20 protein-coding genes are annotated in these 22,811 nt (G+C 73.4%); 7 read left to right on the top strand and 13 right to left on the bottom strand.

Annotation, left to right across the window (positions count from 1 at the left end; genetic code table 11):
* Nucleotides 1-52: 52 nt before the first annotated feature.
* From H7827_RS24930 to H7827_RS24920, 3 genes are all read right to left on the bottom strand, one after another.
* Nucleotides 53-2,089, bottom strand: a complete 2,037-nt coding sequence (locus H7827_RS24930) for a tetratricopeptide repeat protein (protein WP_432747408.1) — start codon at nucleotides 2,087-2,089, stop codon at nucleotides 53-55.
* A 345-nt stretch (nucleotides 2,090-2,434) separates the two neighbouring features.
* A complete protein-coding gene (locus H7827_RS24925; protein WP_200368096.1) occupies nucleotides 2,435-3,067 on the bottom strand; it encodes an NUDIX domain-containing protein in 633 nt (210 codons plus the stop codon).
* A gap of 6 nt (nucleotides 3,068-3,073) precedes the next feature.
* Nucleotides 3,074-4,729: a CTP synthase gene (locus H7827_RS24920; protein WP_030728187.1), complete on the bottom strand. Its 1,656-nt coding sequence runs from the start codon at nucleotides 4,727-4,729 to the stop codon at nucleotides 3,074-3,076.
* Between the two features lie 212 nt (nucleotides 4,730-4,941).
* Here H7827_RS24920 and H7827_RS24915 point away from each other — a divergent pair, with 212 nt between their 5' ends.
* Nucleotides 4,942-6,753 carry a glycoside hydrolase family 15 protein gene (locus tag H7827_RS24915; protein ID WP_386538249.1) on the top strand — a complete coding sequence of 604 codons (1,812 nt, stop codon included), beginning with the start codon at nucleotides 4,942-4,944 and terminating at the stop codon, nucleotides 6,751-6,753.
* 89 nt (nucleotides 6,754-6,842) lie between these two features.
* On the opposite strand, the gene H7827_RS24910 is transcribed toward H7827_RS24915, so the two are convergent.
* Nucleotides 6,843-8,018 carry a beta-1,3-glucanase family protein gene (locus H7827_RS24910; RefSeq protein ID WP_432747407.1) on the bottom strand — a complete coding sequence of 392 codons (1,176 nt, stop codon included), beginning with the start codon at nucleotides 8,016-8,018 and terminating at the stop codon, nucleotides 6,843-6,845.
* Between the two features lie 5 nt (nucleotides 8,019-8,023).
* A complete protein-coding gene (locus H7827_RS24905; protein ID WP_432747406.1) occupies nucleotides 8,024-8,233 on the bottom strand; it encodes a hypothetical protein in 210 nt (69 codons plus the stop codon).
* 153 nt (nucleotides 8,234-8,386) lie between these two features.
* Here H7827_RS24905 and H7827_RS24900 point away from each other — a divergent pair, with 153 nt between their 5' ends.
* Nucleotides 8,387-9,421: a LacI family DNA-binding transcriptional regulator gene (locus H7827_RS24900; protein WP_432747405.1), complete on the top strand. Its 1,035-nt coding sequence runs from the start codon at nucleotides 8,387-8,389 to the stop codon at nucleotides 9,419-9,421.
* A 10-nt stretch (nucleotides 9,422-9,431) separates the two neighbouring features.
* Here H7827_RS24900 and H7827_RS24895 read toward each other — a convergent pair whose 3' ends face one another.
* Entirely contained in the window at nucleotides 9,432-9,710 is a 279-nt protein-coding gene (locus H7827_RS24895) for a hypothetical protein (protein WP_432747404.1), read from the bottom strand.
* A 226-nt stretch (nucleotides 9,711-9,936) separates the two neighbouring features.
* Here H7827_RS24895 and H7827_RS24890 point away from each other — a divergent pair, with 226 nt between their 5' ends.
* A complete protein-coding gene (locus H7827_RS24890; protein WP_432747403.1) occupies nucleotides 9,937-10,740 on the top strand; it encodes a GntR family transcriptional regulator in 804 nt (267 codons plus the stop codon).
* A gap of 23 nt (nucleotides 10,741-10,763) precedes the next feature.
* Here the strand turns inward: H7827_RS24890 and H7827_RS24885 are convergent, their stop codons facing one another.
* From H7827_RS24885 to H7827_RS24865, 5 genes are all read right to left on the bottom strand, one after another.
* Entirely contained in the window at nucleotides 10,764-11,861 is a 1,098-nt protein-coding gene (locus H7827_RS24885) for a glycosyltransferase family 4 protein (RefSeq protein WP_432748056.1), read from the bottom strand.
* Between the two features lie 118 nt (nucleotides 11,862-11,979).
* The gene (gene recN, locus H7827_RS24880; protein ID WP_432747401.1) at nucleotides 11,980-13,767 is read right to left on the bottom strand and encodes a DNA repair protein RecN; all 1,788 of its coding nucleotides are present in this window, start codon (nucleotides 13,765-13,767) and stop codon (nucleotides 11,980-11,982) included.
* Nucleotides 13,768-13,808: 41 nt separating this feature from the next.
* Nucleotides 13,809-14,732, bottom strand: a complete 924-nt coding sequence (locus H7827_RS24875) for an NAD kinase (protein WP_200368088.1) — start codon at nucleotides 14,730-14,732, stop codon at nucleotides 13,809-13,811.
* Complete coding sequence (locus H7827_RS24870; RefSeq protein WP_432747400.1) at nucleotides 14,729-15,550, bottom strand: TlyA family RNA methyltransferase; 822 nt, start codon at nucleotides 15,548-15,550, stop codon at nucleotides 14,729-14,731. Before H7827_RS24870 ends, H7827_RS24875 begins: the two co-directional genes overlap by 4 nt.
* A gap of 7 nt (nucleotides 15,551-15,557) precedes the next feature.
* Nucleotides 15,558-15,815: a hypothetical protein gene (locus tag H7827_RS24865; RefSeq protein WP_432747399.1), complete on the bottom strand. Its 258-nt coding sequence runs from the start codon at nucleotides 15,813-15,815 to the stop codon at nucleotides 15,558-15,560.
* A 597-nt stretch (nucleotides 15,816-16,412) separates the two neighbouring features.
* Between H7827_RS24865 and H7827_RS24860 the strand changes: the two genes are divergently transcribed.
* Nucleotides 16,413-17,255: a siderophore-interacting protein gene (locus tag H7827_RS24860; protein WP_432747397.1), complete on the top strand. Its 843-nt coding sequence runs from the start codon at nucleotides 16,413-16,415 to the stop codon at nucleotides 17,253-17,255.
* A 73-nt stretch (nucleotides 17,256-17,328) separates the two neighbouring features.
* On the opposite strand, the gene H7827_RS24855 is transcribed toward H7827_RS24860, so the two are convergent.
* A complete protein-coding gene (locus H7827_RS24855) occupies nucleotides 17,329-17,739 on the bottom strand; it encodes a GNAT family N-acetyltransferase (RefSeq protein ID WP_432748055.1) in 411 nt (136 codons plus the stop codon).
* A gap of 106 nt (nucleotides 17,740-17,845) precedes the next feature.
* Complete coding sequence (locus H7827_RS24850; protein WP_432747396.1) at nucleotides 17,846-18,913, bottom strand: HAD hydrolase-like protein; 1,068 nt, start codon at nucleotides 18,911-18,913, stop codon at nucleotides 17,846-17,848.
* Nucleotides 18,914-18,990: 77 nt separating this feature from the next.
* Here H7827_RS24850 and H7827_RS24845 point away from each other — a divergent pair, with 77 nt between their 5' ends.
* The 3 genes from H7827_RS24845 to H7827_RS24835 are packed head-to-tail and all read left to right on the top strand — an operon-like array spanning nucleotide 18,991 to nucleotide 22,770.
* Nucleotides 18,991-20,307, top strand: coding sequence for a DUF1015 family protein (locus H7827_RS24845; protein ID WP_432747395.1), 1,317 nt, complete (start codon nucleotides 18,991-18,993; stop codon nucleotides 20,305-20,307).
* Nucleotides 20,308-20,355: 48 nt separating this feature from the next.
* Nucleotides 20,356-20,940: a GNAT family N-acetyltransferase gene (locus tag H7827_RS24840; protein WP_046722947.1), complete on the top strand. Its 585-nt coding sequence runs from the start codon at nucleotides 20,356-20,358 to the stop codon at nucleotides 20,938-20,940.
* 15 nt (nucleotides 20,941-20,955) lie between these two features.
* On the top strand, nucleotides 20,956-22,770 hold the full coding sequence (locus H7827_RS24835) for an IucA/IucC family protein (RefSeq protein ID WP_432747394.1): 1,815 nt from the start codon (nucleotides 20,956-20,958) through the stop codon (nucleotides 22,768-22,770).
* The last annotated feature ends 41 nt before the right edge of the window (nucleotides 22,771-22,811 follow it).

Genomic DNA, 22,811 nt, shown 5'->3' with positions numbered 1-22,811 from the left:
AGGGATGATCCCTGTCCAGCCTTACATTCATTCGATCACCACCCAGTGAACTCTATGTTTCGCAAGAGCCATCCTCGGTGACCGCAGAGGATTCCAGGGCGGCGCCGGACCCCGCCGCCCGGTACCTGGCCGCCTGGGCCATCCGCCCCATCCGCTCCGCCATCCGCGCCAGCAGCAGCCGCACCTGCACCGCCAGCTCCGGATCCCCCGCCTCGCCCGCCAGCCGCAGCGCCTCCTCGCCGCTGCGCAGCGCCTCCTGCGGCCGGCCCGCGTACTCCTGGACGGTGGCCAGATCCGCCAGCGCCGCCGCCTGACCGAGCCGGTCCCCTCCCCTGCGGTGCGCCGCGGCCGCCGCCCGCCAGGCGCGCAGCGCCTCGGTCCAGTGCCGGGTGCGGGTGAGGGCCGCCCCGATCCGCCCGTGCAGCCGGGCCACCGCCGCGGGCTCGTCGCGCGACTGCTGGATCGCCAGCGCCCGCCCGTACCAGTCGGCCGCGCGCTGCCAGTCCGCCAGCTCCGCGTAGGTGTCGCCGACCGACTCCAGCGCCCGGGCGGCGAGCGGGCCGTCCGGACCACCCCGGTCCGCGCGTGCGGCGTCCAGCGCCGCCCGGTACCGCTCCAGGGCCAGGACGGGGCGGCCGGCCGCCAGGTCCAGGTCGCCCAGGCCCAGCAAGGCCGCCGCGCGCTCCCCCGCGAGATCGCGCCGGGTCGCCACGTCGAGCACGAGTTCGTGCAGCCGGTACAGCTCGGGGGCCGCGCCGTCCCGGTCCCGGTGCGCCAGCAGGGCACCGGCCAGCGCCCCGATCAGCCGCCGGGCCAGGGTGTCGAGATCCCCGCCGTCCGCCACCGCCATCCGGGCGGCGGCGGTCAGCGCCGGCAGCCGGGCGGCGAGCCAGCGGGCCGCGTCCGCCGGGTCCTCGAAGCGCAGCGCCGCCGGCAGCCCGGACAGCCACTGCCGGGCCGGGCTGCCCAGCGGCTCGGTGACGGCCTGGCAGGCGCGCAGCCGGCGCACCGCGCGCTCCAGCATCCTGGCCCGCGCCAGCAACACCTCGGCGGGTCGTTCCCGCGTCCGCAGCAGGGTCCGCAGCAGCGGGTCGAGCGCGCCCGGAACCCGGTACTCGCCGCGCTCGCCGCCGGGCGGGGCCGGGCGTACCAGGCCCAGCAGCGCGAAGTTCTCCAGCGCCCCGCGCGCCGCCCCCAGCGCGCAGCCCGTGAGCGCGGCCACGGTGTGCGCGTCCAGCACCCCGGACGGCGCCAGCGCCATCAGCCGCAGGGTGCGGGCCGCGCCGGACGGCAGCGCCGCGTACACCAGCCGGAAGGCCAGGGCCACCGGGTCCTCGGCGCCGCCCAGGCCGTCCGCGTCATCCGGTCGGGTGATCTTGGCCAGAGCTTCGGCGATGGTCGACTCGGGGCGCATCGCCAGCCATCCCGCCGCCAGCACGACGGCGGCCGGCAGCCCGCCGCAGGCCACGATCAGCCGGTCGGCGGCGGTGGGGTCCACGGTGATCCGGATCTCCCCGGCGCCGCGCCGCAGCAGGCTCAGCGCGGCCGACGGGTCCAGGGCGCCCAGGGTGCACGGACGGACATCGGGGATGCCGGTGAGCGGGCCGCGCGAGACCGCGAGCACCAGGCAGTCGCGGGTGTCGGGGATGAGCTCGGCCAGCTGTCCGGCGTCCTTCACGTCGTCGAGCAGCAGCAGCGCGCGGTGCCCGGCGAGGGCGGTACGGAGCACATCGGTGAGGTCGTCCTCGTCCGCGCCCGCCGGGGCAGGCACGTCCAGGGCCGTCAGCAGTTCGCGGGTGACCCGTTCCAGGGGAACCGGTTCGCCGCCGGGATCGGTGAGCCGGGCGCGCAGCAGGCCGTCCGGATAGCGGCCGGTGGCGAGCTGCTCCTGGGCGAACTCCTCGGCGAGGGCGGTACGGCCGCTGCCCGGGCGCCCGGCCACCAGCAGCACCCGGCTGCGCGGCGCGGGCCGGCCGGCCATGGTGTCGAGGCCGGCCCCGTCGATGTCGGCGCGCAACCGCGCGAGTTCGCTCTGCCGCCCGAGCAGTCCCCCGAGGCCGGGGGACCCGTCAACCGCCGCTTCCGTCACTGCGCGCCCTCTGCTTCGCGTGCGTGGTGAGTGGTGAGCGCAGCGTATGCCACCGGGGGCGTGCGCCCCGCCAGGACACGGGCCCCCTCCCCCGGTCCCGGGCCGCCTCCGCCGTGAGCGGGGCGGGCAGCGGGCACCGGAGAGGAGCGGCGGTACCCCGGTGCGGGCAGCGGATCCGCACCGGGTGGCGGAGCACCCGGCGGAGTCGCGGACCGGGTCGGCGCCGCGCCCTCGCCGGAGACGGGACGGCGCACGGCACCTCGCCGCGCGCCGCCCGCCCGGGGCCGGAGCGGGCGGACACGCCCGGTGACGCGCGCCCGCCACCACGGCACGGCCGGTACGGGCCTACGCCGGGAACGGACGCGCCGGCCACGGCGCCAGCGCCGGCCGCAACGCGTCCTCACCGTCACCCGCACGGGCCGCGGCAAGCGCCAGAGCGCCCACCACCAGGCAGTTGTTGTGCAGTTCCCCGGCCAGCACCCCGCTCAGCAGCTCGGCCAGCGGCACCCGGGCGTGATCCATGTCGGCCTCCTCCTCGGAGACCGCGTACCGCTCGCCCTCCGCGTCGGACAGCTCGCGGGCCAGGAAGATCCGCACCGCCTCGTCGCAGCCGCCGGGCGTCGTGTACACATCGGCCAGCACCCGCCAGTCCTCGGCCTTGAGGTGCGCCTCCTCGTACAGCTCGCGCTGGGCGGCGTGCAGCGGGTTCTCGCCGGGCACGTCCAGCAGACCGGCCGGGATCTCCCACAGCCGGGCGCGGACGGGGTGCCGGTACTGGCGGATGACCACCACCCGGTCCTGGTCGTCCAGCGCCAGGACGGCCACCGAGCCGGGGTGCACCTGGTAGTCGCGGCGCACCACCGACCCGTCCGGCATCACCACGTCGTCCGTGCGGACGCTGGTCTTGTTGCCGGTGAAGGGGGTGGCGGTGGCGTTCACCGGCCAGGCATCGGGGGTGTCGCGCAGTTCGCGGGGCATGGTCGGTCAGGAGGCCTTTCGCTCGACGGCGGCCTTCACCAGGCCGGCGAACAGCGGATGCGGACGGGTCGGCCGGGAGCGCAGCTCCGGGTGGGCCTGGGTGGCGACGAGGTACGGGTGGGTCTCGCGCGGGTACTCCACGTACTCCACCAGCTTGTTGTCGGGCGAGGTGCCGGAGAAGACCAGCCCCGCCTTCTTCTCCAGGTCCTGGCGGTAGGAGTTGTTGACCTCGTAGCGGTGCCGGTGGCGCTCCTCGACGTACGGCTCGCCGCCGTACACCTCGCGCACGATCGAGCCCTCGGCCAGCTTCGCCGGGTACAGGCCAAGACGCATGGTGCCGCCCATGTCGCCCTCACCGGCCACGATGTCCAGCTGCTCGGCCATCGTGGAGATCACCGGGTGCGCGGTGGCGCGGTCGAACTCGGTGGAGTCCGCCCCCTCGATCCCGGCCAGGTTGCGCGCGGCCTCGATGACCACGCACTGGAGCCCCAGGCACAGGCCCAGCAGCGGCACCCGGTTCTCCCGGGCCCAGGTGATCGCGGAGATCTTGCCGTCCACGCCCCGGTCACCGAATCCGCCGGGGATGCACACCGCGTCGCAGTCGGCAAGCTGCTCGGCGGCGCCGCCCGGCGTCTTGCAGTCGTCCGAGGTCACCCACTTGATCTTGACCCGGGCGTTGTTGGCGAAGCCGCCCGCCCGCAGCGCCTCGGTGACCGACAGGTAGGCGTCGGGCAGGTCGATGTACTTGCCCACCAGCGCCACCGTCACCTCGTGCGCGGGGTGGTGGACGCGGCGCAGCAGATCGTTCCACTGGGTCCAGTTCACGTCGCGGAACGGCAGGTCGAGCCGGCGTACCGCGTACGCGTCCAGGCCCTCGGTGTGCAGCACCTTGGGGATGTCGTAGATCGAGGGCGCGTCCATGCAGGCCACCACGGCGGCCTCGTCGACGTCGCACATCAGGGAGATCTTGTGCTTGATGGCCAGCGGCACCTCGCGGTCGGCGCGCAGCACGATCGCGTCGGGCTGGATGCCGATGTTGCGCAGCGCGGCCACCGAGTGCTGGGTGGGCTTGGTCTTCAGCTCGCCGGAGGGGCCGATGTAGGGCAGCAGCGAGATGTGCACGACGAAGACGTTGTCGCGCCCCACCTCGTGGCGCACCTGGCGCACGGCCTCCAGGAACGGCAGCGATTCGATGTCGCCGACGGTGCCGCCGACCTCGGTGATCACCACGTCCACGTCGTCGGTGGCCATCCGCCGCACGCGGTGCTTGATCTCGTTGGTGATGTGCGGGATGACCTGCACGGTGTCGCCCAGGTACTCGCCGCGCCGCTCCTTGGCGATCACGGTGGAGTAGATCTGCCCGGTGGTGACGTTGGCGGTGCCGTCCAGATCGACGTCGAGGAACCGCTCGTAGTGGCCGATGTCCAGGTCGGTCTCTGCTCCGTCGTTGGTGACGAAGACCTCGCCGTGCTGGAAGGGGTTCATGGTGCCGGGATCCACGTTCAGATACGGATCCAGCTTCTGCATGGTGACGCGCAGCCCGCGCGCCTTGAGCAGTGCGCCGAGCGAGGAGGCGGTGAGTCCCTTGCCGAGCGAGGAGGCGACCCCGCCGGTGACGAAGATGTGCTTGGTCGTCTTGTGGGGACTGGAGACAGTGGCCAAAGCGGGCTCCCGTGGTCGCGAGGTCGGATGCGGCTCGGGGGTCCTGCTGCCCTCCGCTCCACGGGCTACCAGCGTATCAGTGAGCGGGCTGTAGCCAGGCGGTACACGGATGGCGCGCGAGGAGCCGCGAGGCGTCGTATATTGCTCGGACGCTCAATTGAGCGACGTACATCACGCACGTCCCACGGGGCTGCCCCACCGTTCGACTGGAGATGCAAGTGGCCGGGCGCATCGAGGATTACGCACTCATCGGCGACATGCAGACCGCCGCCCTCGTTTGCCGGGACGGCTCGGCCGATTGGCTGTGTCTGCCCCGTTTCGACTCGCACGCGGTCTTCGCCGGCCTGCTCGGCACGGATGAGCACGGTTTCTGGCGCATCGGGCCCGCGCACGGCAAGGACGTGCCGCCTCCGCCCGCCACCCGGCGCCGTTACGTGGGCGATTCGCTCATCCTGGAGTCCGAGTGGGACACCACGCGCGGCACCGTGCGTGTGACCGACTTCATGCCGCCGCGCGACGACAGCGCCCCGCAGCTGGTGCGGATCGTGGAGGGCGTCAGCGGCCGGGTGCCGATGCGTTCGGCGCTGCGGATGCGGTTCTCCTACGGCTGGGTGGTGCCGTGGGTGCACAAGGTCGACGACCGTACGGTCGCCGTCGCCGGGCCCGACTCGGTGTGGCTGGACACCTCGGCCGAGACGTACGGCAAGAACCTCACCACCTACTCCGACTTCACGGTCGCCCCCGGTGACCGGATCGCGTTCACCATCAGCTGGCAGCCCTCGCACAAGGAGCCGCCGGCGGTGCCGCAGCCCGAGGAGGCGCTCGCCGCCACCGAGGAGTTCTGGCGCGACTGGGTCAGCCACTGCACGTACCACGGCCCGTACCGCGAGGCGGTGGTCCGCTCGCTGATCACCCTCAAGGCCCTCACGTACGCGCCCACCGGCGGCATCGTCGCGGCCCCCACCACCTCGCTGCCCGAGGAGATCGGCGGCTCGCGCAACTGGGACTACCGCTACACCTGGCTGCGGGACGCGGCGATCACGCTCTCCTCGCTGCTGCGCACCGGCTACCACGAGGAGGCCCGGGCCTGGCGCGAGTGGCTGCTGCGCGCGGTGGCCGGGGACCCGGAGAACCTCCAGATCATGTACGGGGTGGCGGGCGAGCGGGAGCTGTCGGAGGCCGAGCTGAGCTGGCTGCCCGGGTACGAGAACTCGCAGCCGGTCCGGATCGGCAACGGCGCGGCCGGCCAGCTCCAGCTCGACGTCTACGGCGAGGTGACCGAGGCGCTGCATCTGGGCCACATGACCGGCCTGGCCCGCAACGATCACGCCAATCTTCTCCAGCTGAAGCTCATCCGCTACCTGGAGGACCACTGGAACGAGCCGGACGAGGGCATCTGGGAGGTGCGCGGTCCGCGCCGCCACTTCGTGCACTCGAAGGTGATGGCCTGGGTCGCGGTGGACCGCACCGTCAAGCTCATCGAGTCGGGCGAGGTGGACGGCCCCCTGGAGCGGTGGCGCGATCTGCGCGACGAGATCCACCGCGACGTGTGCGAGCACGGTTACGACAAGGAACGCAACACCTTCACCCAGTCCTACGGTTCGCAGGAACTGGACGCCTCCCTGCTGCTGATCCCGCAGATGGGCTTCCTGCCGCCCGACGACAAGCGCGTCATCGGCACCATCGAGGCGATCCAGCGCGAGCTGTCCACCCTGGACGGCTTCATCCTGCGCTACCCGACCGCCGGTGACGAGGCGGGTGTCGACGGTCTGGAGGGCGACGAGGGCGCGTTCCTGGCCTGCTCGTTCTGGATGGCGGACGACCTGGCGATGATCGGCCGGGTGGACGAGGCCCGCAAGCTGTTCGAGCGGCTGCTGTCGCTGCGCAACGACCTGGGTCTGCTGGCCGAGGAGTGGGACCCGCGCCGGCAGCGCCAGGTGGGGAACTTCCCGCAGGCGTTCTCGCACGTGCCGCTGATCGACACGGCGCTGCGGCTGACCGCCTCGGGCGCGTACGGCGGCTGACGCCCGCCCGCGGTACCGCACCGGTGGCCGCCCCCGACTCGGAGTCGGGGGCGGCCACCGGCGGTTGGGGGGACGCGTGGTCCTTCGCCTCAGAAGGGGCTGAGGGTGAGCGTGAACTGCTGCGGCGCGTGGTCCTGGATGTAGGACGCGAAGTCGGCGACGTCGTCGAAGGCGAAGCCGTAGGCCCGGCCGTCCTCCATCGCGGCGTGCAGCGCCTTGGCGTAGTGGTGGGTGACGTCGCCCTGGTAGAACGCGGCGGCGTCGGTGACCGGCTGCTCGATGTGGCTGTGCGCGGTGGTGCGGTTGAGGGCGGCGCCGAGGATGGCGGCCACCGGGCCGCGCATCCCGTCGTTGGGGGCGTGCAGGGTGCCGTCGCAGAACAGCACGTCACGGGTGGTGGGACGGTCGAACGCCACCTCGGCGGGGCCGTTGAAGACCAGCCGCCCGCCGCTGGCCCGGCCGGTGAAGTAGCCCTCGTTCGTCCGGACGTTCAGCTGGTGGCCCTCTCCCCAGATCCGGTCGATGTACGCGTCGAAGTAGCCGCTGGGGAAGAGCCCGGCGTCCAGGCCGTGGCTGGGGGCCAGCACCCGGCGGTCGCCGATCACCAGCGGCGCGTACGTGTCGTTCCGGCCGACCTCGGTGAAGATCTGCTGCCGGCCGCCGGGCTTGAGCACCCCCGCGGTCTGGTCGGCGGTGCCCTGGAGCCGGACGTCCAGCGGGACGCTGAACATGTCGACCATGGTGACGTTGCAGAACATGCCGTCCGCGTTGTACGTGAACTCGGCGCAGTCGTGCAGCACGTCGTAGTTGGGGTCGCTGGGTACCCAGCCCGCCGGGTAGGCCAGCGCCGGGGCGCCGTTGCCGTCCGCCACCGCCTTGAACTTGAGCTTGGTGCCCAGCGCGGTGTAGATCCGGCCCGACATGTAGGGCAGGTGCAGGGTGGTGGTGCCCGAGCCGGCCAGCGGGATGGCGTAGTCGGTGAAGCCGTCCGGGCCGTTGTCGTCGAGCGAGATCGGGGCGAGCGCGCCGTCCGGGGTGAGCCGCACCTGACGGCCGTCCACATTGCCGACGACGTACAGGTACACCGAACTGTTGGCCCATTCCCCCGTGTTGTTGACGATGTGCACGGGGAGGGTGGCGGCGGCCGAGGGCGGTGCGACGGCGGTGTCCGTACCGCCGAAGGCCCGGGTGGCGAGCAGTCCGGCGGCCGGGACGGCGATCGCGCCGGCAGCGGCGCCCTTGAGCAGGTTCCTGCGGTTGACCATCGGGATCACACCTCACCGATCTGGACGGAGACATAGTCGACGAGCAGGGAATGACCGGGCTCGGTGGCCACGGTGGGGGTGGGGAAGCCGGCGCGCCAGACCTCGGCGAGGGTGCCGGGTTCCTGGGCGCTCACGGTCGGCAGCAGGACGGCGGCGGAGGCCGCCGGCGCGGTGACGGCGGCGGTCCCGGCCGCGAACCACCTTGCTTTTTTCATGCTCATGACAGTGCACATCTTCCGTGTGGGGGTGCGGTGTTGCGTCGGACGGGTCCCGTGGGGGGGAGCGGTGAGAGCGCTCTCAGTCGTTGCCCAGCACATTGCCGGGGGCGGGCGGTACGGTCAAGGGCCCGCGACTTAAGAGGGTCCTAAGTGTCAGCACACCACCCCACGCTCGAAGCCGTCGCCGCCCACGCGGGCGTCTCGCGCGCCACCGTCTCCCGGGTGGTCAACGGAACGCCCGGCGTACGGGCCGAGTTGCGGGAGCGGGTCCGGCGGTCGGTGGCGGCGCTCGGGTACGTGCCCAACAGCGCGGCCCGCTCCCTGGTCACCCGCCGTACCGGCGCGGTGGGCGTGGTGATCGCCGAACCGGAGGCGCGGGTCTTCGCCGACCCCTTCTTCGCCCAGCAGTTGCGCGGCATCGGCCGCGAACTCGCCGCCCACGACACCCAGCTGCTGCTCATGCTGGTGGAGCGGCCCGGCGACGACGACCGCATCGGCCGCTATCTGGCGGGCGGCCACGTGGACGGCGTACTGATGTTCTCGCTGCACAACGACGAGCCGCTGCCGGCGCTGGCCCGCTCCTGCGGACTGCCGACGGTCTTCGGCGGGCGCCCCGGCTGGCCGGGCGCCGAGCGGGAAACCGGACTGCTGTACGTGGACACGGACAACCGCGACGGCGCACGGCAGGCGGCGGAGCACCTGCTGGCGCGCGGCCGGCGACGGATCGCCGTGATCACCGGACCGCTGGACCAGACCGCGGCGCAGGACCGGCTCGCCGGGTACCTGGACGCGCTCGGCCGGACCGCGCCCGACCCGGCGCTGCTGGCGCACGGTGATTTCACCGCGGAGGGCGGGGAGGCCGCGATGGCACGGCTGCTGGAGACCTCCCCCGATCTGGACGCGGTCTTCGCGGGCAACGACCTGATGGCCACCGGCGCGCTGCGCACCCTGCGCCGGCACGGCCTGCGGGTGCCCCGGGACGTGGCGGTGGCCGGCTACGACGATCTGGAACCGGCCGCCTGGGCCGACCCCGCCCTGACCACGATCCGTCAGGACGTGCAGCTGATGGGCCGTCTGATGGCCGAACTCCTGCTCCGCCGGCTGACCCCCGCACCGGAGGCCGAAACCGCCCCGCCGGCCCCGGTGATCACCCCCGCCGAACTGGTGGTGCGCGCCTCGACGTAGGGGCGGCGCCTCAGTGGTAGCGCGCGTAGACGGGCAGATAGTCGGGCCCGTCGTACCAGTCGGCGATGTCCTCCTCCGCGAGGAGAGAGGTGACGACGGCCTCCACCTCGGCGGGCTTGAGATCGGCCCGCCGGGCGATCTCCTGGTGGCTGGCTCCGCGCTCGTACGCCCGGAGGAGTGCCAGATCACGGTCGGCGGTGACGTCCTCGACGACATGACTGAGCCGCCGAATGCGGTCGAGGTAGTAGGCGGCTGACATCGGCTCGGGGTGGATGGAGTCTTCGGACATGGTGATCCGTCCTTCGCATGCGGGGAAACCTGACGATGCCGGGCCCCGGTACGGATGGCGGACATGACGGAATCAGGCCGCTGGGACCCACTGGAGAATAGGTGCTAGCACCTAGCTCGTAGCATGATGATGCCCGCGGCGGGTTTGCGCGTCAAGGAGTATGTGCTAGCACCTATCGTTGACGATGCGAACGTCAGAGCGACGATGAGAGGAGCTGTCACCCCCTATGGCACAGACGGCGGAAGAGATCGCGAACCAGCTGCGGGAGCTGATCCGCACCGGAGCTGTGGTACCTGGTGAACGGCTGCCGACCATGGAGACTCTGGCGGCAGAGCACGGCGTGTCCCGGCAGACCGCACGGCAGGCGCTGAACCAGCTCAAGGCCGAAGGGCTGGTGGAGTACAAGGGCGGGCGGACCGGAACCTTCGTGCGGGAGCGTCCCCTCACGCGGATGGTGCGTTCCCGGGGCATGGACCGGGACCACCTCGGCTACTACTCCGGCAGCAATGTGCAGCACTGGCGGCTGGTCGCGGGCACGCACACCGAGGTGGCCACAGTCCCCGCGCCGCCGGACATCGCGGAACTCCTGGGCGTCGGCGCGGGTGAGCCCGTCATTGTGCGCAAGCGGCTCAATGGCGACCCGAACGACGAGCGGTTCCGGCAGCTCACCGACAGCTGGCTGCACCCCGCCGTCGTGGCCGAACTGCCGGCCCTGGCAGGGAACACCGGGCTCGGGGGCATCTATGACCGCATCGAGGAGTGGGCGGGGCAGCCGATTGCCTGGGAGGAGGAGATCACCGCGGCGACGCCCAGCCCGTCCGATGCCACGGCACTGCTGCTACCGCCCGGCGTTCCACTGCTGCGCGTGATCCGCACCTCGAAGATCCAGGTCGAGGGGAACACGGTGATCGCGGAGGTCAATGACATCCGCATGTCCGGGGAACTGTTCAGCGTCAAGTACCCGATGTCCCGGCAGGGCGCGGCGAAATGGCCGGTCGCCCCGGCAACCGGGGACTTCTACGAGGGCTGACGGATGCTCCGTCCCGCCGTGAGCTACCGCTTGCCGGACAGCTCGTCGTAGACGCTCAGCACCTGCGCCACCGTCGTGTCCTCCGTCGGCCAGGAACGGGCCCTGGCACGGCCCGCCAGCGTCAGGGCCGCCCGGTGGTCCGGGTCCTCCAGCAGGGTGCGCACCGCGCTCGCCAGCGCCCCCGGGTTGCCGTAGGGGATGAGTACCGCCGCGTCACCCACCAGCTCCGGTACGCCGCCCACCGCCGTCGCCACCAGCGGCACCCCGCCGCGCAGCGCCTCCTGCGCCAGCTGCGGCCTGGCCTCCCAGCGCGGCGCGGCGAGCGCCACGTCGGCCACCGGAAGCAGCCGCCGTACGTCCTGGGCGCGCTCCAGCAGCCGCACCGGCAGGTCCTCGCGTTCGATGCGCCGCTGCCAGGCGCCGCGCTGCGGCCCCTCCCCCGCCATCACCAGCAACGGCTGCGGGTCAAGACCGCGCCAGCCGCGCGCGGCGGCCAGCAGCAGGTCGTGGCCCTGTTCGGCGATCAGCAGCGGCCGGTCGACAACGCCCAGCTCCGCCCGAACCTTGTGCGGCTCGCCCTCGGGGCTGCGCCCGGTGCGCTGCGCGGGCAGCGCCACCGGCGCCAGCCGGGCGTCGCGCGCCCCGCGCCGTCGGGCCCGGTCCACCAGGTCGGAGGTGGCGCCGAGCACCACGGAGGCGGCGCGTGCCACCCAGCGTTCGGTCAGCCGGCGCAGCCGCTCCCGTACGCCCTGGTCGCCGGGGCGGGCGTGCCAGGTGACCACGAGCGGGACCGCGCGGCGCCGCAGTGCCAGCGCGGCGACCAGACCGGCCCGCATGCCGTGGGCGTGCACCAGGTCCGCGTCGCAGCAGATCGCCCGCAGGGTGCGGACGGCATCCGCCTGGGCCCGTACCGGGAGCGGGATGAAGCGGGCGCCGGTGCCGGCGAAGTCGTAACGGCGCTCGGCGTACTGGGAGGCGCATACCGTCACGCGCACGCCCCGGGCGTCGAGCCCCGCCGCCAGCGAGCGCACATGCGCCCCCGTACCGGCGCTGCCCCCGCCGAGCAGCTGGACCACATGCAGCTGCGGGGCACGTCCGGCCACTGGCGGCACGACGGGCATGGCCGGCACGCTCCTCTCCTCGACTGTGTGCTGGGTCACTTCGCGGTCACACACCGCGCGGGGCGTCCAGAATGCCAGCTCGCGACGGCATCGCGGTAGCGCGCGCCACTCTCCTGGACTACCGGCGGCGTCCCAGCCGGGCCGCGGTGGCCAGCAGCTCCTCGGCGTGCGCACGGGCGAGCGCGGAGTCCTCCTGCCCCGCCAGCATCCGCGACAACTCCCGTACCCGGCCCTCGCCGTGCACGGACTGCACGCCGCTGCGGGTGACCGATCCGTCGTTGGTCTTCTCCACCACCAGATGCCGGTCCGCGAAGGCCGCGACCTGCGGCAGGTGTGTGACGACCACCACCTGCGCGGAGTCCGCCAGCTTCGCCAGCCGGCGGCCGATCTCGACGGCCGCCTTGCCGCCCACCCCGGCGTCCACCTCGTCGAAGAGATAGGTGGGCACCGGCGCCGACCCCGCGAAGACCACCTCGATGGCCAGCATCACCCGCGACAGCTCACCCCCGGAGGCGCCCTTGGCGATCGGCCTGGCCGTGGCCCCGGGGTGCGGGGCCAGCAGCAGCTCGACCTCGTCCACCCCGTGCGGCCCGTACGCCACGGTGCGGCCGCCGACCTCGATGCCCTCGGCGGGCAGCGCGGCCTCGGTGTGCCGCAGCGCGACCTCGATCCGGGCGTGCGCCATCGCCAGCTGGGTCAGCTCGTCGGTGACGGCCTCCCCGAACCGCTTGGCGGCCTCCGCCCTGGCGTCGCTGAGGGTCTGCGCGAGCACGCTCAGCTCGGAGCGCAGGGCGTCGCGCTCGGCGGTCAGCTCCTCGATCCGCTCGTCGTCGCCCTCCAGCTCGGCGAGCCGGGCGGCGCTGCCCTCGGCCCAGACCAGCAGCGCCGAGCAGCCGTCGCCCGCCGCCGTCTCCTCGGGACCGCCGCCGTACTTGCGGATCAGGTGCGCCAGGGTCGCGCGCCGCTCCTCGACGGCGGCGAGCCGCAGCGGGTCGGCGTCCAGGCCGTCGGCGTAGGAGGCGAGTTCACCCGCCACGTCGGTGAGCAGGATGTGCACCTCGGCCAGCCGGTCGGCGAGCTCGGCCAGCTCGGCGTCGTGGCCGCGCACCGCCTCCAGCGCCCGGTGCGCGCCGCCGACCAGCACACCGGCGTCCACGCCCGCCGGGTCGGCGGGGTCGCCGGCCAGCGCGCCGTGCGCGACGGCGGCGGCCGAGGCGAGTGCCTCGGCGTGGCCGAGCCGCGCGGCCTCCGCGGTGAGTTCGCCGTCCTCACCGGGGCGCGGCTCGGCGGCGGCGATCTCCTCCAGGCCGAAGCGCAGCAGATCGGCCTCCTGGATCCGTTCCCTGGCCAGGGTGGTCAGCTCGGACAGCTCGGCGGAGACATCACGCAGCCGCCGGTACGCCTCGCGGTAGCCGGCCAGCGGCACGGCGACGGCCTCGCCCGCGTACCGGTCCAGCGCCTCGCGCTGCCGGGCCGGGCGCAGCAGCCCCTGCTGGTCGGTCTGGCCGTGCACCGCGACGAGCTCGTCGGCCAGCTCCGTCAGCAGCCCGGCCGGCACCGACCTGCCGCCGACGTACGCTCTGGAACGTCCCTCGGCGGAGATGGTGCGGCTGATGAGCAGCGCACCCTCGTCCAGTTCGGCACCGGCCTCCTCGGCGCGGTGCGCGGCCGGCGCTCCGGGGGGCAGGCTGATGCGGCCCTCCACGACGGCCGTCGCGGCCCCGGCACGCACCAGCGCGGCGTCCGCCCGGCCGCCCAGCAGCAGGCCGAGGCTGGTGACGACCATGGTCTTGCCGGCGCCGGTCTCGCCGGTCACCGCGGTGAAGCCGGTGGACAGTTCGACGATCGCGTCGTCGATCACGCCCAGGTCCTTGATCCGCATCTCCTCCAACACGGATACGACCATACGAGGTCATCGGGTGATGTGGCGACGCCCGGGGTCGAACATCAGTGCGGAGCGCCGCGCCATCCGGCCACCGGCAGGGCGAACTTGGCCACCAGCCGGTCGGTGAACGGCGCCCGGTGCAGCCGCGCCAGGCGGACCGGCACCAGGCCGCGCCGCACCTCCACCCGCGCACCGGCGGGCAGTTCGACCGTGCGCCGCCCGTCGCACCACAGCACGCCCGGCCCGGTGTGCGGGCGCACCTCCACCGCGAGCACCGATCCCGGCGCGGTGACCAGTGGCTTCGCGAACAGCGCGTGCGCGCTGATCGGCACCATCAGCAGTGCCTCGACCTCCGGCCACACCACAGGTCCGCCGGCCGAGAAGGCGTACGCGGTGGAGCCGGTGGGCGTGGCGCACACCACTCCGTCCCCGCCGAAGCCGGAGACCGGGCGGCCGTCCACCTCGATGACGACCTCCAGCAGCCGTTCGCGGGCGGCTTTCTCCACCGAGGCCTCGTTCAGCGCCCAGTCCCGGTGGATGACCTGCCCGTCGTCGCTGACCAGCACGTCGAGGGTCATCCGCTCCTCGACCTCGTAGGCTCGGGTGACCACCCGGTCCACGACCTGGTCCAGGTCGTCCCGCTCCGCCTCGGCGAGGAATCCGACCCGGCCCAGGTTCACCCCGAGCATCGGCACCCCCGAGGCCCGCGCGAGTTCCGCGCCGCGCAGCAGGGTGCCGTCGCCGCCGAGCACGATCAGCAGTTCGCAGCCGTCGGCCACCCCGGGGCCGGCCTCCACCCACTCCACGCGGTCGTCGTAGGCGCCGTGCCCGGGCATCGGCAGGTCCGCGGCCTCCTCGGCCAGGACCCGCACCCCCACCCCGTGCGACAGCAGCCCGCGCACCACGAGTTCGGCGCTGCGCACGGCGGCCGGCCGCCCGGTGTGGGCGAGCAGGAAGACGGTACGCGGCGGGTTGATGGTGGTCACTGGGGCCCTTCCGTCACGGCGCGTTCGACATCGGTGGGGTCGAGTGCGGGTGCGCCGGCGCGCAACCACAGGAAGTATTCGACGTTGCCCGAGGGTCCGGGCAGCGGACTGGCGGTGACGCCCCGCACGCCGAGGCCCAGCTCCGCCGCCCGTCCCGCCACGGCGGTGACCGCCTCGGCGCGCAGCAGCGGGCTGCGCACGACGCCGCCGCTGCCGAGCCGTTCCTTGCCGACCTCGAACTGCGGTTTGACCATCAGCACCAGATCGGCGTCGGGCGCGGCACAGGCGATCAGGGCGGGCAGCACCAGTCCCAGGGGAATGAACGAGAGATCACCGACGATCAGTTCCGCCGGCCGCCCGCCAATCTGTTCGAGCGTCATCTCCCGCACATTTGTCCGGTCCTGTACGGTGACGCGCTCGTCGGCCTGGAGCGACCAGGCGAGCTGCCCGTACCCCACGTCCACGGCGATGACATGGGCCGCGCCGGCCCGCAGCAGCACATCGGTGAACCCGCCGGTGGAGGCCCCGGCGTCCAGCGCGCGGCGGCCCTCCACGCGCAGCCCGAGCGGGGTGAATACCTCCAGCGCGCCCGCGAGTTTGTGGCCGCCGCGCGAGACGTAGCCGGGGTCGTCCGCGTCCTCGCGCACCAGCAGGGCGGCGCTGGTGGCGACCTGGGTGGCGGGCTTGGCGGCCACCAGACCGTCCACCGACACCCGGCCGGTCTCGATCAGCGTCCTGGCGTGCTCGCGCGAGCGGGCGAGCTTGCGCCGCACCAGTTCGGCGTCGAGGCGGGACAGGCGTCGGCGGGTCGCTGCCACGGGTGGTTCAGCTCCTGGGGGTCACGGGATGGGGGTGCGGGACATCGAGCGCGGTCAGCGTGTCACGCAGCCCGCGGTGAACATCCTCGTACACCTCCCCATGACCGCCGACGGCGAGGTGATCGGCGTCGGCCAGCCGGGCGAGTACGGCGTCCACACCCGGGTGCCCGGTGGTGCTGATCCCGATCCCCAGCGATCGCGGCCCCTCGTCCTCCTGGGGCACCTCGACCGGTTCCGGCTGCCGCGTGGGCGTGGACTCATCCATGCGCCCGACGCTACCGCCTGCCCGCCCGCGAACCCCGTCGCCCCACCCTCACGGTCCTGCGGCCCGGCGTTCGGTGGACAGCGGCCACGGGAGCAGGCGACGGCCGGCCGGGGCCGGCGGGCGGGGCTCCCGGGTCCGAGTGGGGCGAGCCGCGTACGGTCCGAAGGCGCCGCCGGCGCGGAACCGGCCGCCGTGAGCGCCTCCCCCGTCCCTCACAACTCCTCGCGGGGCCCCTCACGCTCGACACGAAAGTTAGGTTAGCCTAACCTTCAATTCCGGCTCTCCGAGAGACCAGGCCCCTATGACGCTGCCCCGCACCGCGCTCCCGCCGCGCCACGGCCTGCCCGGGCGGGCGGCGGCCGCGCCCCGGCGCTCCCACCTCGCCGGAGCAGCACCCACCGGCCGACCCGGGCGCACCGTGCCGCCGTACGGCGGGAGCGGGCCGCCGCCCGGAGCCCACAACCCCGGCCCCGGCCCCGTACACCGCGACAGCCACCGCGCCGTCCCCGGGCGTCACCGGACATCTCGCCCCCGTGGACCGCACCACCGCACGCCCGCCGGGCTGAATCCCACGACCGAAACGAGAGGACACGACACATGACCGCCGCGCCCTTCGAGTTCTTCGATCTCCAGGTGCTCCGAACGACCCGGCTCAGCCCCAGCTTCACCCGCGTCACCCTCGGCGGCGACCGGCTCGGCCGGCTCGCCAGCGGAGGACGCGACCAGCGCTTCAAGCTCTTCCTGCCCCAGCCCGGCGACCACGAGGTGGCCATCCCCCGGGACGCCGGACAGGGCTGGTGGCCCGCCTGGCAGCAGATGGACCCGGCCAAACGCGGCATCATGCGCACCTACACCGCCCGCGAGCAGCGCCGCGGCCCGGACGAGCTGGACATCGACTTCGCCCTGCACGGCGAACAGGGCGGCCCGGCCTCCCGGTGGGCCGAGAAGGCCGCCCCCGGGGACGCCATCGCCATCCTCGGCCCGGTCGAGGAGGACAACGCCGCGGTCGATTTCCGCCCGCCCCCCGAGGCCGAGTGGATGCTCATCACCGGTGACGAGACGGCGCTGCCCGCCGTCGCCGGCATCCTGGACTGGCTGCCGCCCTGCATCCCCGCGAAGGTCTGGCTGGAGGTCGCCCACCACGAGGACCGCCAGGAGCTGAGCACCAAGGCCGACGCCGACATCACCTGGGTCGTCCGCGACGACGAGACCACCCTGCTGGACTCGGTACGCGCCACCCACCTGCCCGCCGGGCGCCCCTACGCGTGGATCGCCGGCGAGGCGGGCTCGGTGCGCGCCCTGCGCCGTCACCTGGTCGACGACCGGGGCATCGACCGCAAGAGCATCAAGTTCACCGGCTACTGGCGCAAGGGCACCACCGAGGACGACCTCATCGCCCAGATCTCCACCGGCCCGGCCAAGGCCGAGGACAACGACTGACCGGCCGATCCGATCGACCGGCCGACCCGGGCGGTCCGGTACGGGCCACGCCACACCCGTACCGGGCCGCCCGTCATTCCTCCCGCGCCGACGGCCGCCGCAGCATGAACACATCGGCGGAGTCCTGGCCGGTCACGGTGAACCCGTGCCGCTCGTACAGCCACCGCGCCGCGCTCCCCCGGAGCACTGTCAGCCGCACCGGGAATCCGGCCGCGTCCCCGCGCGCCAGCAGCGCCCCCAGCACGGCCGTGCCGAGCCCGCGCCCCTGGAACTCCGGCGCCAGGTAGAAGTGTTCCAGCTCCCAGCCGGGCACCTGCGTGTCCGCCCCGCCGCCCGCTTCCGCTTCCGCCCGCAGCGTCACGCACCCCGCGAACACGCCCCCGGCCTCGATGACCGACGTGTGGTCAGCCGAGAAGCCGTCGCGCAGCCGCTGCCGCACCCGGTGCTCGTCATAGCGCCCCAGCCGTTCCAGGTCCGCGCGCATCACCACGGCCCGCAGTTCGGCGATCGGCTCGACATCGCCCGCGCCGGCCGCAGGGACCACGCGAACGGCTCGGTCCCCGCCGGCCGGGGCCACGCCGTCCGCCGGCTCACCGCCGGTCGGCCAGCAGCCCGGCAAGACCCGCCGGCAGGTCGAGTCCACACGCACCGTCCCCGGCCGCCGTCCAGCCGGCCGCGCACAGCGCCCGCAGCGCGTCCACCGGGTCCCCGCCCCCGGTCAGCTCCAGCGCCCGCTCCCCGGCCACCGCGCGCCAGCCGCCGCACCCGAACCCACCGCCGAAGCCCGGCTCCGCCACCACGGCGGGCTGCCCCACCAGCAGGTCACGCAGATCCGCCGCCACATACGTGGGCCGGTGCTCGGGCCTGGCCGCCACCGCGCCCGCCGCGTCCGTCACCCCCGTCAGCACGAGCAGCGAGTCCACCCGCCCGTTGAACGCGCCCTCGATATCGGTGTCCAGCCGGTCCCCCACCACCAGGGGCCGCTCGGCACCCGTGCGCAGAATCGTCTCCCGGTGCATCGGCGGCAGCGGCTTCCCGGCCACCACTGGCTCCACCCGCCCCCCGGACCCGATCCGTACGACCTCCACGGCCGCGCCGTTGCCCGGCACGATGCCCCGCCCGCTGGGGATCGTCAGATCCGTGTTCGACGCGAACCACGGCAGCCCCCGGTTGACCGCCAGCGTCGCCTCCGCCAGCGCCCCCCAGGGGAGTTCGGGACCGCCGTACCCCTGCACCACCGCCGCCGGATCGTCGTCCGCCGAGGCGACCGGCCGAAGCCCCCGCTCGGCCAGCGCCACCCGCAGCCCCTCACCCCCCACGCACAGCACCCGCGCCCCCGACGGCAGCCGCTCGGCGATCACCCGGGCCACCGCCTGCGCCGAGGTCACCACCTCGGCCTCCTCGGCCGGCACCCCGAGTTCTGTCAGATGCCCGGCCACGGTGCGCGGCGTACGGGAGGCGTTGTTGGTGACGTACGCCAGCCGCATCCCGCCCTCCCGCGCCGCCCGCAGCGAGTCCACCGCGTGCGGCAGCGCCTCGCCGCCCGCGTACACCACCCCGTCCAGGTCCAGCAGCGCGGTGTCGTACGCCGTGAACAGCGCGCGCTCGCTCCCCGCCGGGCTCGTCCTGACCTTCGTCTCAACCCTGTCATCAGCCATAACACCCCGATCATCCCCCACCACCGCCGATCGCCCCCATCTGCCCCGGACAAGGGCATTCGGCATAGCATGCCGGGATGGCTTCCGACGTCCCCGCCGGCCCCGGCGGACTGGATCTCGCCCCATTCCGGGGACTGCGTTACGCCCCTGGGCGGGTGAGCGACCCGGCCGCCGTCACCTCACCCCCGTACGACGTGGTGGTCCGCCCCGACGGGCTGAACGAACTGCGCACCGCCGACCCGTACAACATCGTGCGTCTGATCCTTCCGCAGGCCACCGACCCCGCCGAGGGCCACCGCCGCGCGGCCCGGACGCTGCGCCACTGGCGCGCCGAGGGCGTCCTCACCCAGGACCCGCGGCCCGCCCTGTACGTGTACGAACAACGCGGCCCGCACGCCGTGCACCAGCGCGGCGTGATCGGCGCCCTGCGGCTGACCGAGCCCGGCTCCGGGACCGTCCTGCCGCACGAGGACGTCATGCCGGACGTCGTCGCCGACCGCGCCGCCCTCACCCGCGCCACCGGCACCAATCTCGAACCCCTGCTGCTCTCCTACCGGGCCGCGGAACCCGACGACGCCGACGCCGTCATCGAGGAGACCGTCCGCTCCACCCCGCTGCTGGCCACCCGCACCGCCGACGGCATCGAACACCGGCTGTGGGCGGTGACCGGTGCGGACACCCTCGCCCGGCTGCGCGCCGCCCTGCGCCGGCACCGCGCGCTGATCAGCGACGGCCACCACCGCTGGGCCACCGCGCTGCGGCTGCGCGACGAACACGCCGGCCGCCCGCCCTGGGACCGCACCCTGGTCCTGCTGGTCAACACCGCCCGCCATCCGCTGCGGGTCCAGGCCATCCACCGGGTGCTCCCCGAACTCCCCGCCGCACAGGCGCTGGAGCGGGTACGGGCCACCGCGGCGTTCCGTGTATGCCCGCTGGCCGCCCCGCCCGGCGAGGCCCTGCGCACCCTCGCCGCCACCGAGGGCACCGCCTTCCTGCTGGCCGGCCCGGCCGCGGGCGAACTCCACCTGCTGGACCGCCCCGACCCGGCGCTGCTGGCGCGTACGATCCCGGCCCACCGCCCCGCCGCCTGGCGGGCCCTGGACGCCACCGTCCTGCACACCACCTTGCTGGAGGCGGTGTGGGGCGTCCCCGACCGGCCGGGGGCCGTGCGCTATCTGCACGAGGCCGACGCCGCGCTCGCCCAGGGCCTGAACACCGGTGGCACCGCCGTACTGCTGCGCCCGGTCTCCGAGGAGACGGTTCGTTCGCTGGCGGAGGCGGGCATCATGATGCCGCGCAAGTCCACTTCCTTCGGCCCAAAACCCGCCTCGGGGCTGGTGCTGCGCCCGCTGGAGCAGGAGTCGGAGCAAGGGCCCATTGCCCCAGAAAATTAGGTTAGGCTAACCTCACTTCCGAGTTGCCCCATCGCACCCGGGAGCCGCATGAGCACCACCCTGTTCACCAGAACCGACGACGCACTCGGCCGGTTCACCGTCCGCGCCGTCGACCCGGCCGCCGACACCCCGCTGCTGCACAGCTGGCTCACCCACCCCAAATCGGCGTTCTGGCTGATGCAGAACACCACCCGGGAGCAGGTGCGCGGCTACTTCGACACCATCGCCGCGTCCACCGCACACCATGCCTACCTCGGGCTGCACGACGGAAACCCCGCCTTCCTGACCGAGCGGTACGACCCGGCCCACGAGCCCGTCGGCAAGGTCTACCCCGTCCAGGAGGGCGACGTGGGCATGCACTTCCTCACTGCCCCCACCGACACTCCCCGGCACGGCTTCACCCTCGCCGTCATCACCACGGTCATGGAACTCCTGTTCAGCGACGCCGCCACGCAGCGCGTCGTGGTGGAGCCCGACGCCCGCAACCGCGCCGTCCACGTCCTCAACGCCGCCGTCGGCTTCCAGGTGGCCGCCCGTGTCGAACTGCCCGGAAAGGAAGCCCTGCTGAGCTTCTGCACCCGCGACCAGTACCTGGCCGCTTCCCTCCGGCAGCACCCGGCAGCCACCGACTAAGGAGCACGCCCCGCCATGCACCCCCAGGACCCCCACCAGGCCGTCGCCCACCTCACCCCCGCGCTGTGGGAGCAGGCCGGCCGCCGGCTGATACGCAAGGCGCTCGCCGAGTTCTCCCACGAGCGGCTGCTCATCCCCACCGAGGACCCGGACCGCCCGGGCCACTTCACCGTCCCCACCGACGACGGCACCGTCACCTACCGCTTCACGGCCCGCCGCCGCGCCCTGGACCACTGGCAGATCGACGCCGACAGCATCACCCGCCACCGCGACGGCACCGAACTGCCGCTCTCCGCACTCGACTTCTTCATCGAGCTGCGCACCGCGCTCGGACTGGGCGACACGATCCTGCCGGTCTACCTGGAAGAGATCAGCAGCACTCTCGCAGGCGCCGCCCACAAACTGGCCGGAGAGCTCAGCACCGACCCGGCCACCCGCCGCCCTTCCGCCGCCGAACTGGCCCGCGCCGACTTCCAGACCATCGAAGCCGGCATGACCGAGGGCCACCCCTGCTTCGTCGCCAACAACGGCCGCCTCGGCTTCGACGCCGCCGAATACCACGCGTACGCGCCGGAGACCGGCGCCCCCGTCCGGCTGATCTGGCTCGCCGCGCGCCGCGACCTCACCACCTTCTCGGCCGGCGCGGGGCTCGACTACGAGGACCTGATCGCCGCCGAACTCTCCCCCGCCGAACGGGACGCCTTCGCCGCCCACCTCACCGGGCAGGGCCTGGAACCGGACGACTACCGGCTCATCCCCGTCCACCCCTGGCAGTGGTGGAACCGGATCTCCGTCACCTTCGCCGCCGAGGTCGCCCAGCGGCACCTCGTGTGCCTCGGCCCCGGAGAGGACAGCTACCGCGCGCAGCAGTCGATCCGTACCTTCTTCAACACCAACGCCCCCGGCAAGCACTACGTGAAAACCGCCCTGTCCGTCCTCAACATGGGCTTCCTGCGCGGACTCTCCGCCGCCTACATGGAAGTGACACCGGCCATCAACGACTGGCTGCACGACCTGGTGAGCGCGGACCCCCGGCTGCGCGCGCTGGGCTTCGGTATCCTGCGCGAACGCGCCGCCATCGGCTACCACCACCCCCAGTACGAGAGCGTCGCCGCCAAGGGTTCCCCGTACCTGAAGATGCTGGCCGCCCTGTGGCGGGAGAGCCCGGTACCGTCCCTGGAACCCGGTCAGCGTCTCGCCACCATGGCGTCCCTGCTGCACGTGGACGCCCGGGGCGACGCGCTGGCCGCGACGCTCATCAAGGACTCCGGGCTGGCTCCCGAGGAGTGGCTGCGCCGCTACCTGGACGCCTACCTCGCGCCGCTACTGCACTGCTTCTACCGGTACGGCCTGGTCTACATGCCGCACGGCGAGAACGTCATCCTGGTGCTGCGCGACGGCGTCCCCGAGCGGGCCATCATGAAGGACATCGCCGAGGAGATCGCGGTCTTCGACCCGGCGACGCCGATCCCGGCCGGCATCGAGCGCATCAGGATGGACATCCCCGAGGAGGAGCGACCGCTCGCGCTCTTCACGGACGTCTTCGACTGCTTCCTCCGCTTCCTCAACAGCAACCTGGCCGAGGCCGGGGTGCTGACGGAGGACGCCTTCTGGGGGACCGTGGCCGGCTGCGTCAGCGACTACCAGGAGCTGCACCCCGAACTGGCCGACCGATTCAAGCGCTACGACCTGTTCACGGAGACCTTCGCGCTGTCCTGCCTGAACCGCCTCCAGTTGCGCAACAACCAGCAGATGGTCGACCTGACCGACCCCTCGGCCGCCCTCCAGTTCGTCGGCACCCTGGACAACCCGATCGCGAAATTCGCCTGAGCACAACGAAGCGGCGGGAGGGAACGCATCCCCTCCCGCCG

The sequence above is a fragment of the Streptomyces sp. JH002 genome, assembly GCF_050916115.1.
Classification (GTDB): Bacteria; Actinomycetota; Actinomycetes; order Streptomycetales; family Streptomycetaceae; genus Streptomyces; species Streptomyces xiamenensis.
Note: the sequence above shows the minus strand (reverse complement) of the source record. Positions and strands in the feature narration are given on the sequence as shown.